This window comes from Priestia sp. ABM2_011, from assembly GCF_056158845.1.
Genome location: NZ_JBSWUB010000001.1, coordinates 2,576,502 through 2,589,476, shown reverse-complemented (window position 1 = coordinate 2,589,476; position 12,975 = coordinate 2,576,502). Strand labels below are relative to the sequence as shown.

The window sequence follows — 12,975 nt, the reverse complement described above, 5'->3', positions numbered from 1 at the left end:
TTAAACATGATTATAAATGAAATTCAACTAACTAACATCGGCGCCTATAAAGAGACCAATTCATTTAACCTTCGACCGGAGAATGGAAAGAATGTTATTTTAATCGGTGGAGAAAACGGTGCCGGTAAAACTACCCTCTTGAATGCAATAAAGCTGGGTTTGTTTGGTTCTTATGGTTATGGCTTTAAAACGGAAAATGCTGAATACTTTAAAAGAGTTCAAAGCATTCTTAACCATAATGCGAAAAAAAATAATGAAAATAATTTTAGAATTAAATTGGATTTCTCTTTAATAGATAATTTCGAAAAGACCGATTATGTATTACGTCGACACTGGAAATTCTCCAATAATAATTTAAAAGAAACACTCGATTTATCAGCAAACGGAAAGTATTTATCAGAGTATGAAAAAGAAATTTTTCAGTCAAAACTAAAAGAGATCATGCCTCCTCAGCTATTAGATTTATGTTTATTTGATGGTGAGGAAATAGCTAGAATTGTGAACGAAGATTTATTATCTGAATACCTTCAAAACTTATCTAAAGTAGTATTTAACCTGGATTTATTCGAAATACTTGAAAACGATTTGGAAAGCTATTCTAATCAATCTGTAGATGTTAGAAAAATGGAAGAGTCTGAGCAAACTCTCTATGATTCAAATCTTCGTGAAAAAGAACTTAGAAAGAAAATTGTTTCGGCCATTTCTGATTTAAAGGAGCTCAACCTAAAAAAGGATGCTCTTAATGATGAATATCAGCAGCTTAAAGATGCTTTTGAGAAGTATGGTGGCCTTGTAAAATCTGAGAGAGATCAGATTGTTAAGCAAATGAACAGCCTTGAAAACATTAGGAAGCAAAACTTAGAAAAGATTAAAGGTTTTGTTGCTAATCTCCTTCCTTTTTATCTGACAAAAGGACTTCTCACAGATGCTAGACAACAAATTCAGAATGAGGAATCATTACAATTATTTAAACAGTTAGATACAAAATTAACAGATGATAAAATTAGCGATGTTCTTCATTCTCTTAATGGTTCTTTTGAAGATAATGCAGGTGAAACTTTAAAAGCTCACCTTTTAAAATTAGTAAAGCCTGAAAAAGAGATCACCTCAGTTCATGGAGCTTCCTTTTCTGAAAGTAGCTTAATTGAAAATATGTTTCTAACTATTTCAGGTACTGCTCACCAAGAATGTCTCGACATTATTAAAGACAATAAAGAAAAGTTAACTGAACTCCAAAAGCTAAGAGAAAGATTAAAAATTAATGATACAACCAATGAATTTAGTGATATGATTCAGCGCATGGAGACTACTCAACAAGCTATTTTAAAATTAGAAGATGAGCTAAACTCTCGTGAATCGCAATTAGAAGACTGGAAATCAGAACTAGAAGTCATAACGTCTACCATCGATAAGATCCAAGGTACGTTAAAAGACAGTGAAAAAACAAAAAGTTCATTTATTGAATCACAAAAAATTATTACATTAAGTCGACGTTTCCGAGAAATTCAGTTAAAGAAAAAGTTACAGCAAGTTCAAATCGAAGCAACTACTATGCTGAAGAGAATCTTGCGAAAACATAACTATATCTCTTCTATTGTTATTGATCACAAGACATACGATGTGTCCTTACTAGATTCTCAAAAGGATTATGTTGAAAAGTCCACACTATCGGCTGGTGAAAAAGAAATTTTACTTATTTCAATTATTTGGGCTATATTTAAATGCTCGGGTAGAAAAGTACCTTTTATCTTTGATACTTTACTAGGAAGATTAGATAAAACCCATAAAGCCGCAGTATTAAAAGAATTCATTCCTAACTGTGGAAGACAAGCTATTATTCTTTCAACTGATACTGAAATTGATGAAAATAACTACAAGATTTTAGAAGATAGTGTAACTAAAGAATATATGCTTGAATTTAACGTAGAAAGAAAAGAAACGCAGATTTTAAATCAATATTTCCCTTTTAGACAAACGGGGGTGAACCTATGAATTTCCGATTAAAAACTTCAAAAGAAACAGGAGATAGATTAGTATCTCTTCAGGCTACAACAGGGTTAACATGGAATATTCTGTCCCGAATCGCCCTTGCTCTTTCTTTAAGAGATCCATCGATGCCAAATTTAGTAGAAAATAAATCTGGCGTGGATATTAACCGAAATGCCATGACCGGAGAAAATGATTATATTTACAAAGCCTTAATTAGACAACATGCTCAAAGAAACGTTACGGATGAAGAATACTTCCCCGATCTTTTTAATGCACATTTAGAGCGTGGCATTGTTTTGCTGGATAACGAATACAAACATGCTAGAAACTACGAAAAGCTTCTCCAAAACTTATTAAAAATGGAAGGATAGGTGATACTGATGCTTTATTTAGACAATAGTGCAACTACACAGATTCATCCTGAAGTTAAAGAAGCTATGCTCCCCTACTTAATGGAGGAATTCGGTAATCCGTCAAGTAAGTATTATTCTGTCGCTGAGAATGCTAAAAATGCGGTTAAAGAAGCAAGACACTCTCTTGCCTCTTTAATTGGCGCTCACGACTCTGAAATTATATTTACTAGCGGCTCAACTGAAAGTAATAATATGGTTATTAAAGGCGTGGCAGATTATTATTCTAACCACGGTAAACATATCATCACTAGTAAAGTAGAACATCCCTCTATATTAGAAACATGCAAGTACTTAGAAGAAAAAGGCTTTGAAGTTACTTACCTTGATGTAGATCAGTACGGGAGAATTGACTTAGCAGACTTTGAACAGCAATTGCGAGATGACACAATTTTAGTATCGCTAATTTGGGGAAATAACGAACTAGGTTCTTTAAATGACATGGAATCGATTTCCGAATTATGTCGTAAAAGAAACATCTTCTTACACACGGATGCAACTCAAATAGTTGGTAAAATTGAAATGAATTTATCGGCTTATCCTGGAATTACTTTTCTATCATGCTCAGGTCATAAATTCCATGGACCTAAAGGTATCGGTGCTACTTTTATCCGTAGAGATCAATATGATATTTTAACAAAAATTACCCCTCTTCTCCATGGAGGCGGGCAAGAACAAGGAATCCGAAGCGGTACGTTAGCTGTTCACAATATCGTTGGCTTAGGAAAAGCAGCAGAAATTGCAGAAAAGAATTTAAAGAAAAACATTAAGAAGTTAGAAGACATGGAATCTTATGTTTCGTTAATTTTAAAAGATAAATTTAACGATCAAATTGTTTTCAATCATGATACTAATCATAAGATACCAGGAGTTTTGAGCGTTCAATTTAAAGGAGCAAATAACGAACTTTTAGTGAAAAATTTAGCTCCAGTAATGGCTGTGTCTACAGGTTCAGCGTGTAGTTCTAGCAAGCCTTCTCACGTACTTGCTGCTATCGGACTTTCGATTGATCAGGTTAGATCAACCGTTAGGTTTTCGTTGTCTAGCTTTATTGATAAAAAAGATTTAGAGATATTTAAAGAACTGTAAGAGGTTAAGCCTTACAGTTCTTTTATGTTTATAGTATACAATAATTTATAGTTATCTGGTAACCTAATCACTTTCTCTTTCCCAGTATTATATAATACTATATAAATTTTCATTAACATTCAGTCTAGTTAGATTCGCATATTATTCATAAAAAATAACTTCTAAGCGTTTTATGATTCCTCCCACATCATTCATCAGCTTGAATTCTTCCTTTAAAGTAACTTCTCTATATTTACATCCCGAAGTTTCACAGTATAATTTTTCTGGATCTCAAGTAAATATTTATTGCTATTGAATATTACACAATTTATAGCGTTAGAATATATCTCCGTTCTAAAAATACACCTTTTTAGTAACATTTATCTCAATGAAAAGCATCAGCTCAGGATTGTCCAGTTGTTTTCATTTGTTAGATTCTTTAATTTCCCAGCATAAAAACTGCTTCAAATACCTATAAACACCCTATCACTCTAAATCAAAATAATACCCGTCATCCTCCATCACTTTCTTCAAAAACTCTTCTAAAGAATCGGCAATCTTTATGTCATCATAATAAATCGCATTGTTCTGCTCTTCACTTATTTCTATCAGCAGCAGCGCACTTTCATTGACTTCAAAAAATAGTAATTTACCCTCTTCTAAATCTTTGTAAAGTTCGATATCAGGGTAAAATTCAAAATCGTTTACTTTTAATCTAGCGTCTCTGATTGAAGAAGGGCCCATGATGCGGTTTATATTATATTCAGACCCCCGAAGGAAGCCGTACCCCACCTCTAACAGAAACTTCCTTAACTCAAAAGGAAACTTTAGACCTAACGTTCTTTCTGCCTCTTCAACATCAGTTTCACGTACGGGATAAAATTGATTATCTTCTTGATCCGCCACAAAGTCGTACTTCATCATTTCCTCTCCTTTACATTTCACTTAATTTAATCCTCATCAGACAAAGCAAAAGCATTACTAACATCCTCTAATTCTTCCATGATGCTATTGAATTCACCCTCTATATGCAATAATTCCACCATCTGGATAATCTCCACACCATCCATAAGACAAATACCCGGATCTATGTAATTTAAATACGCTTTCAAAGAAGTTATTTTTAGTACCATTAACCGCTCTACTAATTACACAATTCAAAGGTTTCCAAGCTATATAGGCTTCTTCATCTTGAGAACCTACATAAATACGTCTATCTGCTTCTTCATTCCAAGAAATCAAAGGTAACGTTCCATTGAACTCTTCCCATTTTCCCGTTAGTTTCTTAAAATATTGTTTCATTACATGTTTCAAAAGCTTCCCCTACCTTACATACAACTATATTTCCAACTCGATATTCTCCGTCCCATTCACACGGAATATAACCGCTAAAATCCATACCTAACAATTAAAATAGGATTTCAGAAAATCAGAAAAGGTAGGCCACGTTGCCTCTAATTCCCCTTTTAACAGCAGCTCGTCTCCTCCTTCAAAATTTACTATGTACACGCTATCGGTTAAAGCATCAAGCACTAGTACGGCATTAGCTGATGTTTCACTTAAAATCAGATATTGTTTAGGAAAACCGTATTCTCTTTGGCAAATAAGCGTATATGCTTCAATGTTATTTTCTTCATCTACTAAATCAAGTAATTCAAAAGGTATGTATTCTTCCCAGAATGGTCCGGCATACCGTGTGTAAAATTCTGTGAAGGTTTGGGATCCCTTTACTTCTAGCCGTGCTAAAGCATCCTTTACTGAAGTTTTATCTTCACGTATATATATTTTTTCTTCAAGAACTTGGTTCAATTTATTTGGCAGCATCTTGATCTAACATTCCTCCTAAGTCTAATTTTCTACTAATTAATTAACTAATCAACATTTACCGAAATAAATGTAGCCACATCACTCGGAAAATCATCTAGAAATGCATCACAAACTAACTTTTTTGTAATTATTTTACATAAAAAATCGGTCATGGACAGTGAGTAAATATAATTTTCAGGCAATCTAGATTCATACACCACCACTTTCCATTCGGCGGGGCTCCCTTCAGTTAGCCAATATAATTCGTCACCATTCTCCGTATATCCCCAAGGAAGAACACTTCCATTTTGTGGATAAAAATGATGTTTATAATATTGAAGGAATTGAATATTAAACTTCAGTTCAAGCTCTTTTAAGGCCTCTTTATTTACTCCTGGATTTAACTTATGGCTACCTTCAACATATTTATTTCTTCAACAAATAGCTTTAGTTCAAGATTTCCTCAATAAAGCTCTTCGCCCATTTATAAAACCTCCTATTTATTTAGACTTCATAGGGATCTATTGTCTAACTCTTACCATTATCACCTGCATAATCTGACTCCCAAATAATCAGTAAAAGAGATACTCATACCTCTACAGCACATTAAATAAACATATACAGAATGATACCTCTCATGGAATTCGAAAGGAGAAATCACCTTTGACAAAATATCGGATTATGACCTTTGATGGAGGCGGTACTTTAGGTGCTTTAAGTTTACAGCTTTTGAATAGATTAGCTCATCAAAACCCCAAGTTAATTAGTGAAACCAATGTTTTTTCAGGAAATTCGATTGGTTCATTTACTGCTCTTGCATTAGCAAGCGGAAGAACACCAGAAGAGACGTTTGATTTTTTTAAAGATCAAATCTTACCGGCATTCAGCATTTCCCGACCGGGCGGACCTGTTTTTAACCAACAACTACCCTATTCTGGTTTTATTAAAGCCATACGAACGTTTTTCCCCCGAGACCTTCGCCTTAGAGATTTAAAGAAACGAATTGTTGTGCCGTCCTTTCACTTATTTTCACCGGAGCTGAATCGTTGGAATCCTGTGTTATTTCATAATTTTCCTGGTTCTCCCTATCTTAATGAAAAAGCAAGTGACGTAATACTTAGAAGCAGCGCTGCTCCCGCAACGCAAAGAGCTTATCAAAACTATGTGGATGGGTATACAGTAGCAACTAACACTAGTACAGCTAGTATCGCGTTTGCAGTAGGGAAAGCCAAACAGCCGTTGGATCAAATTGCCGTATTATCCATCGGAACAGGTGAGCAACCAACTCAATTAAGAAGAGATACAAAGGGATGGGGAATGGTGAGTGCCGATAACATACGACCAGAAGATATGGAGGACCTGCCGCCAAATTGGGGAGTGCTCTTAGACCGGTCTCCCAATGAACCATTGCTGCCGTTTCTTCAGATTATCTCCGGTGGATCAAGCTACTATGAATCAATGGTCAGCTCTGAGCTTTTAGGCGATCAGTTTTTCCGGTTAAATCCGCGGATTCCTAATTTCTCTAAAACGGATCCTTCGGTGGTGCCCGCTCTTATTTCAATTGCTAATAAAACGAATTTACGGCCTGCGTTTCATTTCATTGAAAAAAACTGGAAATGTTAGTCTTTTTGAGAAGAGTATTGAATACGGAATTTGTTGTTTTATAAACACAAATTCCTCTTTCAGATAAACCCTTATATTTTAGCTGATCATGATAATTCGTTCGTTATTGTAATCGTGCTTTTTTATTCTTGCTCGTTTCCCCTATTAAAACTTTACACTTTTCAGCATTTTCACAATCAACTTGTCTTGTTTTTCCCCTTGTTTCTCTGTTAAATGATCTCCAGTGTATTTGTAATAAAGCTCGATTACTTTATCCGTATTTTTATCTGCTATATATGCTACGTATGTATTTGGAACATACTTAATATTGCCCTTTACAACTTTTTCTTCAGTTCCTTTAAAATATGTATATGCTGAATCGTAATATATACTGATATGCGCTGTTTCTATCTTTTTTGGTTGATTCACATGTAGGTTCTTTTTAAAGAAACTCTCTACATTTATGTCCTCATTTTCTTTTACTTTCTCTGCCAGTTCTACGTTTATGTATGAAATTCCATTTTTATTATTAAAGGAGTTTTCCGAAGAAGCCACCCATCGCTCATAAGCATTTCCATTGAGAGAGTAGTCTTCTTTATTTTCATGAATTAACTGATACTCCTCTGGAAACCACATCGTATACTGCCCTGTCTTCGATTTAAACTCATAAAATCCATCATCTACTTTTTTATCTTTTTCTAAAAATTCTCGTGTAAAGTGATCATTAAAAGCGGGGACGTTTGGATAACGGGTTTCATTTATCATCCATATACCTCCTATTAAAATAGTAGCTCCAGCAATGACTGCACTAACTATTTTTGTGCGTTTTTTCATCATAGCACCTCCTTTTACTTATGTTACGACCTATACTTTATACATGTTCGATACTACCATAATTCTACTGGAAGAAGCATGAACATAATCAATGAAAGACTCACAAATAGTTCCTACCACTCTACAAAAAAAGGAAAAACCGACTCCAACTACAACAACCGCTAGCTCCCCAAAAGGAACTAGCGGTTATTCATAATCTCTCAGAAACCATTCACTCTTCCACCGGCTTCTGCTCATCTGTTAACGTATCAATTTTAGTAATTTGAAGTTTGTCTTTGCCAGCAGTTTTCACATGGTAAATTCGTTCTTTTTTGAACTGCGTGCTCGCGTCATATGAATCAGTGAACGTGTACACTTCGTTTGTATAAATGCTGTAGGTTCCGTCATCATGTGACTCTGTTTTTGTCACTAAAAATTGATCGTTAGCAAACGATACGTTTTTGCCGGCGAGTGATGTGATGTAGCTTTTCAGCTGTTTATACACTGGCTGATTCGAGTCGATATAGGGTGCCATCCCACTAAAGTCTCCACTGTTTAAACTTGAAAAGTAAGCAGCTTTATAGGAGATAAAAAAGTTTTCAAGATCCGTTTTGCTTACTTCAGCTGGTTTAGGTTCTTCATTTTTTAACGACGTCGTGCTGGTCGTTTTTTTTATATCTGCGCTTGTTTCTGCCGTTTGATTGTCATGATTCATATATACAATCGTCATTAATAAGACAAGGACGATAGCGGCTCCTATTAAAATAGGAAAAGTGCGCCGTGATGATTGCTGCTTTTTGAGCACGGGAAAGTCTGCGTAGGATGGCAGTGTAACAGGTTCTATATCTACCTTTAACCGAGCTAACGGCTTTGGCATCTCCGTGCTTTTTATACTATTAAGCGGCTGAAGTGCTAAAAATTCTTCGTAGGTAACAATAAACTCGTTTACTGCTATTCCTTTATACATGCCGTAAATTCGGTTCCACAGTTCTCGACATCGAGTAGCCTTTATATCTTCACTCAGTTCGTTAAAAAATGGTCGTGATTTTTTAATAAAAGCCGCTAACCACGTTTGATGAGCGTCGACTTTGTGGACTGCATGTAGGTCGGTAAGTGATTGCTTTAACTTGGCATGTTCATTTGCATCGTTTTGGCTAATCACTTCCATACTGCGTTGCGTTTCTTTCAGCACAGTAGAAAGACTCTTACTCATTTTTTCTTGTAGCGCATCAAACTGACTGCGAACATCAGGCCAGTGAAGTTCGAGTAACTGTTTTTGTGCAGTCGTGGCTTTTCGAATACTTTCATTTAGCTCATGCTGCTTTGTGCGAAAGGCGGTCGCTTTTTGTTTGGTCACTACTTTATTTTTGCTTAGCTGATGCCATTCTTGCTTTAAACTCTTGTCTTCTTCGAGTACTGTGGCTATCGCTTGTTTTACATGTTCATGCTTTTTTTGAAAGTCAACGAACGCTGACAAATACGTATTCCAGTTTTCCTTCATTTCTTTTAACGATGACGCGTTAGCATGTTTTTCTGTTAGTTGAAAAAAGTCGTTTCTAAACGCTACCATATCCGCTTCAGAAATAAGTTCTTTTCCGAAAAGCTCTGTAACACTTCTATGTATGCTTGTTAACTGTTGGAGCTGTTTCATATTGCTTTGACGCTTTTTTATGTACTCTGGATAATCGTTTGAAAGAAATGTCACCATTGTATATTCACTGTTGTTCATGTTGTACTCTGTCCGTTCTTTTTCCAGTTCGTCATACACTTTTTGCAGCTGACGTTCTACTATGGAGAGGAATTTTTCTTTATCCATCCCGTCTACTTCTTCTTTTAGTATGTTTAAAGATTCCGTTTCTTCAATAAGAAATGTTTTTTCTTTATATAGCTGTATCCACCTTTCTAGTAAATGTGCTGCTGATTCATTCCAGTGGCTTGTATTCATCGTTTGCTTCACCTGTTGTTTTTATTTTTATCCTTTCTTAACTATACAGGAATTGAACAGAAATTCTATTACAGTTTTATTACTCTTGAAAAATCAGGTTCAAGCTTTCTAGAGCCGATTCTAACGTTTGTTTATCTCCTTGATCGTAGCTATGTGCCACAAGCACTACGGTTGTAAATACGGCTTTCCATTTTGCAAGCCTGTGCGTTTCTTCATCTACTTCTCCGTATTCTTTAAAAAAACGTGCTCTTCCTTGAGGAGGTAAAAAGCTGTAGGCAATCGCTAGGTCAACTGCTGGGTGACCAATATGAACATCCCCCCAGTCAATGATGCCCGAAACCATATTGGTTTGATCAACAATCATGTTTTTAATATGAAGATCTCCGTGAACTAGTACATGTTTTTCTTGATACTTAATTTCTTGTATGTCATTTACATAGTCTTCAAGAATCTCCTGTTTTGAATAAAGATTACGCTCTTTCATTTGCTTGACATACTTCTCTAGCGCAGGCTTTCGCTTCATCATATCAAGCCGATTTAACTCATCAAACGGAACACTGAGCTCTTGCGCTTTTGAGTAAGGATAGTGATGTAACGTGCGAAGAAACCTCGCTAGTACAGAAGCGGATTGTATGCGCTCTTCTTCTGTTAATCTTCCAGGTGGAGTTCCTTGAACGTAGTGATAGCCCGTAAAAGGCCAAGGATAGCCTGCATTCGGCTTACCGAAAAAAATAGGCTCTGCAATCGATAGAGGCAATTGAGAAGCAAGGCTTGGTAAAAGCTGATTTTCTGTTTTTAATAGTCTCACTGCGAGTTCTCGTCTTGGAAACCTGAAAACAAAGCGGTCGTTTACTTGATAAACCGTATTGTCAAAGCCGTAGCCAAGCAGCGAAATTTTAGCGGGCGCAAGTTCTGGAAACTGCGTCTCGATTAGCGTTTTGGCAAGCGGTGCTGATACGATTTGTTCTGCATCCCATGCATTTGGCACTGTGATCACCTTTCTTTAACGTGAAGTTTGTATGTAAAGTATACTATAAATAATTTTGACCATAAAAACCCTCTGACGCAAAGCCAGAGGGTTTCAGTGAGTATATAAATAAGATAGAATGCCTTAGAACTGCACACTACGCCTCTAAGTTAGTAGCCTACGGTACGTTTACTACTTAATACGTACACCAAAATACCTCATCGGCTGTTTCTTCAACATGCTCCATCTTAATAAAGTTCAATAAAAGATCCGTTTGGTCATTTCCTGTATACTCATCTTGGTCAACATTATAAAATTGAATAAGCTCGACCTTGTACATACCGTTTTTAATATCAATTCTATACTTAGAACAGTTTTGATCAGGCACAGACTGATCTTCAAACTGGGCGGCCATCGTAAGGCAGTCATAATCTACGAGATAAAGCTGATGATTGGTTACATTTATATAACCTGTTGCTTTTCTAAAGTATGTACCTATATCCGACTCTGTTCCAATCTTCACTTCTACGTTCCAGGAGTGTTCAATTCCTTCTTCTGTCATTTGACATACTAGGATATTTCTCTTTTTCATTTCACTGCCAAAATGGTTCAAAAGCTGATCTAGCTCCCAATCCTCATCGACAAATGATTGATATTCTTTTGCATTGGCCACTCCGATAAAATTGGTATCGCCAAAATCCATAGAAAATTTCATTTTATCTCCTCTGCTCTTTAAAGTAATTTTTATTATCCATTAACATATATCCGCAAACTTCTTACACGCTTTCTCTAACTCTTCTTTTTTAGCAAGCTGACAAACCCACTCTTCAGGAATACCATCCAGCTCATAATATACTCCTGCCATAGTACCTGTAATAAAGCCTATTGTGTCCGTGTCTTCTCCTAAATTCACAGCAGTGAGTACAGCTTCTTTGTAGTCATCACTTTGCAGAAAAGACCAAAGAGATGCTTCTAGCGATCTGACGACGTATCCGGTTGACCCGATTTCATTTCTCGCTGCGTGCGGCAAGCTTAGGTTTAACACTCGTTCATACGCAGTGAACTCTGCTTCATACTCCGTACCTGTTAGCTGTTTTTGACAGAGATTTACCGCGTTTTCATATGCTTTAAAAGGCTGGTCGCCGTCAAGAAGACAAATAAGCAGCTCCACGTATATAATGCAGCCAAGCGTAGAGCGCACATGGCGGTGCGTGACGTGCGCAATTCTTTTTATTTCTTCTTTTCTTTTTGTAAAGCTAGGTTCATCACATAGTGTAAAAGCAAGCGGGGCAATACGCATAAGCGCTCCGTTTCCGTTGTCGTATTCAGCGCTTCCTCCCCACTCTTCTTTAGGAAGTCCGCTTTTATAGCGGCGAATCGCTTCGCTTGTTGCGATGCCAATATCAAACATTTCTCCGTACGGCGTCCAGTAGCCATCCGACCAATAGCTCTCAAACTTTTGCATCAAATCATATTCATCTTGTTTGTCTAGTAAATTATCAATCAAGCACATCGTTAAAGATGTATCATCTGACCACGTTCCTTTAGGCTGGTTGTATGTACCGTAGCCGGTCATAGCCGTAATCCGAAATGAATCGCGTTTTTTAAACTCAACTGGAACGCCTAAAGCGTCTCCCACAGCTCCTCCTAGAATTGTAGAAAGGACTTTTTTATGTAGCGTCATGTGATCAACTCCTTTCTATTATTGTAATTGTTTGATTTTGGAATTTGCAAGAGATCTCTTGCCTAGACGTTTTTTCTTCTTTTTACAAAGGAATTTACAAGCCTTAATCTAATTTAGTAAGAGGTAAAAAAACATGTGAGGTGTGGTAGATGATTCATTTTTTTGAATACAATTGGCAAGTGAGAGATGAATGGTTTAGCTGGTGTTATCAACTTTCTAGAGAAGAACTGTTGAAGAAGCGGACTGGAGGAACGGGCAGCATTTTACAAACTCTGTTTCATATTATTGATGTGGAATACAGCTGGATACGTGCTATCCAAGGTAAACAAGATATCGTGCTTTCTTTTGAAGAACACGATACTCTTGAAAAGCTTCAAGCGCTCTCTTCTGCACATAGACCTGACATTGCCGACTTTCTAAGTCATTTGAATTTTTCTAACAAAAGGTACGTAACAGTCCCTTGGGATTCTACTTCTTACACAGAAGCTGACATCTTGCATCACATCATCATTCATGAAATCCATCACATCGGCCAGCTTTCTATTTGGGCAAGAGAGGTGAATAAACAGCCTATTTCTTCTCACTATGTAGGAAGAAACATAAAAGACATTCCTTCGTACTTCTCTAAAAACAATTGACCAACAAGAACAAACGTTCTATAATTACTTTGTAAATATATGGAGGCGAAAAC

13 protein-coding genes are annotated in these 12,975 nt (G+C 36.3%); 5 read left to right on the top strand and 8 right to left on the bottom strand.

Annotated elements, in window-relative coordinates:
* Window positions 1-6: 6 nt before the first annotated feature.
* The 3 genes from dndD to ACXAE4_RS14045 are packed head-to-tail and all read left to right on the top strand — an operon-like array spanning window position 7 to window position 3,488.
* Window positions 7-1,992, top strand: coding sequence for a DNA sulfur modification protein DndD (dndD, locus tag ACXAE4_RS14055; RefSeq protein WP_154990525.1), 1,986 nt, complete (start codon window positions 7-9; stop codon window positions 1,990-1,992).
* On the top strand, window positions 1,989-2,360 hold the full coding sequence (gene dndE, locus ACXAE4_RS14050; RefSeq protein WP_033579261.1) for a DNA sulfur modification protein DndE: 372 nt from the start codon (window positions 1,989-1,991) through the stop codon (window positions 2,358-2,360). Before dndD ends, dndE begins: the two co-directional genes overlap by 4 nt.
* Window positions 2,361-2,369: 9 nt before the next feature.
* Window positions 2,370-3,488 carry a cysteine desulfurase family protein gene (locus ACXAE4_RS14045; RefSeq protein ID WP_154990523.1) on the top strand — a complete coding sequence of 373 codons (1,119 nt, stop codon included), beginning with the start codon at window positions 2,370-2,372 and terminating at the stop codon, window positions 3,486-3,488.
* Window positions 3,489-3,953: 465 nt separating this feature from the next.
* On the opposite strand, the gene ACXAE4_RS14040 is transcribed toward ACXAE4_RS14045, so the two are convergent.
* The 3 genes from ACXAE4_RS14040 to ACXAE4_RS14030 all read right to left on the bottom strand — a co-directional run bounded on the left by ACXAE4_RS14040 (window position 3,954) and on the right by ACXAE4_RS14030 (window position 5,291).
* Window positions 3,954-4,388: an SMI1/KNR4 family protein gene (locus ACXAE4_RS14040; protein ID WP_154990521.1), complete on the bottom strand. Its 435-nt coding sequence runs from the start codon at window positions 4,386-4,388 to the stop codon at window positions 3,954-3,956.
* A gap of 96 nt (window positions 4,389-4,484) precedes the next feature.
* Entirely contained in the window at window positions 4,485-4,781 is a 297-nt protein-coding gene (locus ACXAE4_RS14035) for a hypothetical protein (RefSeq protein WP_154990519.1), read from the bottom strand.
* 87 nt (window positions 4,782-4,868) lie between these two features.
* Window positions 4,869-5,291: an SMI1/KNR4 family protein gene (locus ACXAE4_RS14030; RefSeq protein WP_434738967.1), complete on the bottom strand. Its 423-nt coding sequence runs from the start codon at window positions 5,289-5,291 to the stop codon at window positions 4,869-4,871.
* A 645-nt stretch (window positions 5,292-5,936) separates the two neighbouring features.
* On the opposite strand from ACXAE4_RS14030, the gene ACXAE4_RS14025 reads away from it, so the two are divergent.
* Window positions 5,937-6,896, top strand: a complete 960-nt coding sequence (locus ACXAE4_RS14025; protein WP_098578655.1) for a patatin-like phospholipase family protein — start codon at window positions 5,937-5,939, stop codon at window positions 6,894-6,896.
* A 144-nt stretch (window positions 6,897-7,040) separates the two neighbouring features.
* Here ACXAE4_RS14025 and ACXAE4_RS14020 read toward each other — a convergent pair whose 3' ends face one another.
* The 5 genes from ACXAE4_RS14020 to ACXAE4_RS14000 all read right to left on the bottom strand — a co-directional run bounded on the left by ACXAE4_RS14020 (window position 7,041) and on the right by ACXAE4_RS14000 (window position 12,284).
* Window positions 7,041-7,709, bottom strand: a complete 669-nt coding sequence (locus ACXAE4_RS14020) for a hypothetical protein (protein WP_098578654.1) — start codon at window positions 7,707-7,709, stop codon at window positions 7,041-7,043.
* A gap of 211 nt (window positions 7,710-7,920) precedes the next feature.
* Window positions 7,921-9,633, bottom strand: coding sequence for a TcaA NTF2-like domain-containing protein (locus tag ACXAE4_RS14015; protein WP_154990517.1), 1,713 nt, complete (start codon window positions 9,631-9,633; stop codon window positions 7,921-7,923).
* Window positions 9,634-9,712: 79 nt separating this feature from the next.
* The gene (locus ACXAE4_RS14010; RefSeq protein WP_154990515.1) at window positions 9,713-10,621 is read right to left on the bottom strand and encodes a phosphotransferase; all 909 of its coding nucleotides are present in this window, start codon (window positions 10,619-10,621) and stop codon (window positions 9,713-9,715) included.
* Between the two features lie 175 nt (window positions 10,622-10,796).
* Entirely contained in the window at window positions 10,797-11,303 is a 507-nt protein-coding gene (locus tag ACXAE4_RS14005) for a hypothetical protein (RefSeq protein ID WP_186807078.1), read from the bottom strand.
* A 51-nt stretch (window positions 11,304-11,354) separates the two neighbouring features.
* Window positions 11,355-12,284 carry an ADP-ribosylglycohydrolase family protein gene (locus ACXAE4_RS14000; RefSeq protein ID WP_154990511.1) on the bottom strand — a complete coding sequence of 310 codons (930 nt, stop codon included), beginning with the start codon at window positions 12,282-12,284 and terminating at the stop codon, window positions 11,355-11,357.
* A 149-nt stretch (window positions 12,285-12,433) separates the two neighbouring features.
* Here ACXAE4_RS14000 and ACXAE4_RS13995 point away from each other — a divergent pair, with 149 nt between their 5' ends.
* Window positions 12,434-12,922: a DinB family protein gene (locus ACXAE4_RS13995; RefSeq protein WP_154990509.1), complete on the top strand. Its 489-nt coding sequence runs from the start codon at window positions 12,434-12,436 to the stop codon at window positions 12,920-12,922.
* Window positions 12,923-12,975: the final 53 nt, after the last annotated feature.

Coding starts and splice junctions, on each gene's coding strand:
- dndD (WP_154990525.1), top strand. CDS start 7: ATGATTATAAATGAAATTCAACTAACTAACATCGGCGCCTATAAAGAG.
- dndE (WP_033579261.1), top strand. CDS start 1,989: ATGAATTTCCGATTAAAAACTTCAAAAGAAACAGGAGATAGATTAGTA.
- ACXAE4_RS14045 (WP_154990523.1), top strand. CDS start 2,370: ATGCTTTATTTAGACAATAGTGCAACTACACAGATTCATCCTGAAGTT.
- ACXAE4_RS14040 (WP_154990521.1), bottom strand. CDS start 4,388: ATGAAGTACGACTTTGTGGCGGATCAAGAAGATAATCAATTTTATCCC.
- ACXAE4_RS14030 (WP_434738967.1), bottom strand. CDS start 5,291: ATGCTGCCAAATAAATTGAACCAAGTTCTTGAAGAAAAAATATATATA.
- ACXAE4_RS14020 (WP_098578654.1), bottom strand. CDS start 7,709: ATGAAAAAACGCACAAAAATAGTTAGTGCAGTCATTGCTGGAGCTACT.
- ACXAE4_RS14015 (WP_154990517.1), bottom strand. CDS start 9,633: ATGAATACAAGCCACTGGAATGAATCAGCAGCACATTTACTAGAAAGG.
- ACXAE4_RS14005 (WP_186807078.1), bottom strand. CDS start 11,303: ATGGATTTTGGCGATACCAATTTTATCGGAGTGGCCAATGCAAAAGAA.
- ACXAE4_RS14000 (WP_154990511.1), bottom strand. CDS start 12,284: ATGACGCTACATAAAAAAGTCCTTTCTACAATTCTAGGAGGAGCTGTG.
- ACXAE4_RS13995 (WP_154990509.1), top strand. CDS start 12,434: ATGATTCATTTTTTTGAATACAATTGGCAAGTGAGAGATGAATGGTTT.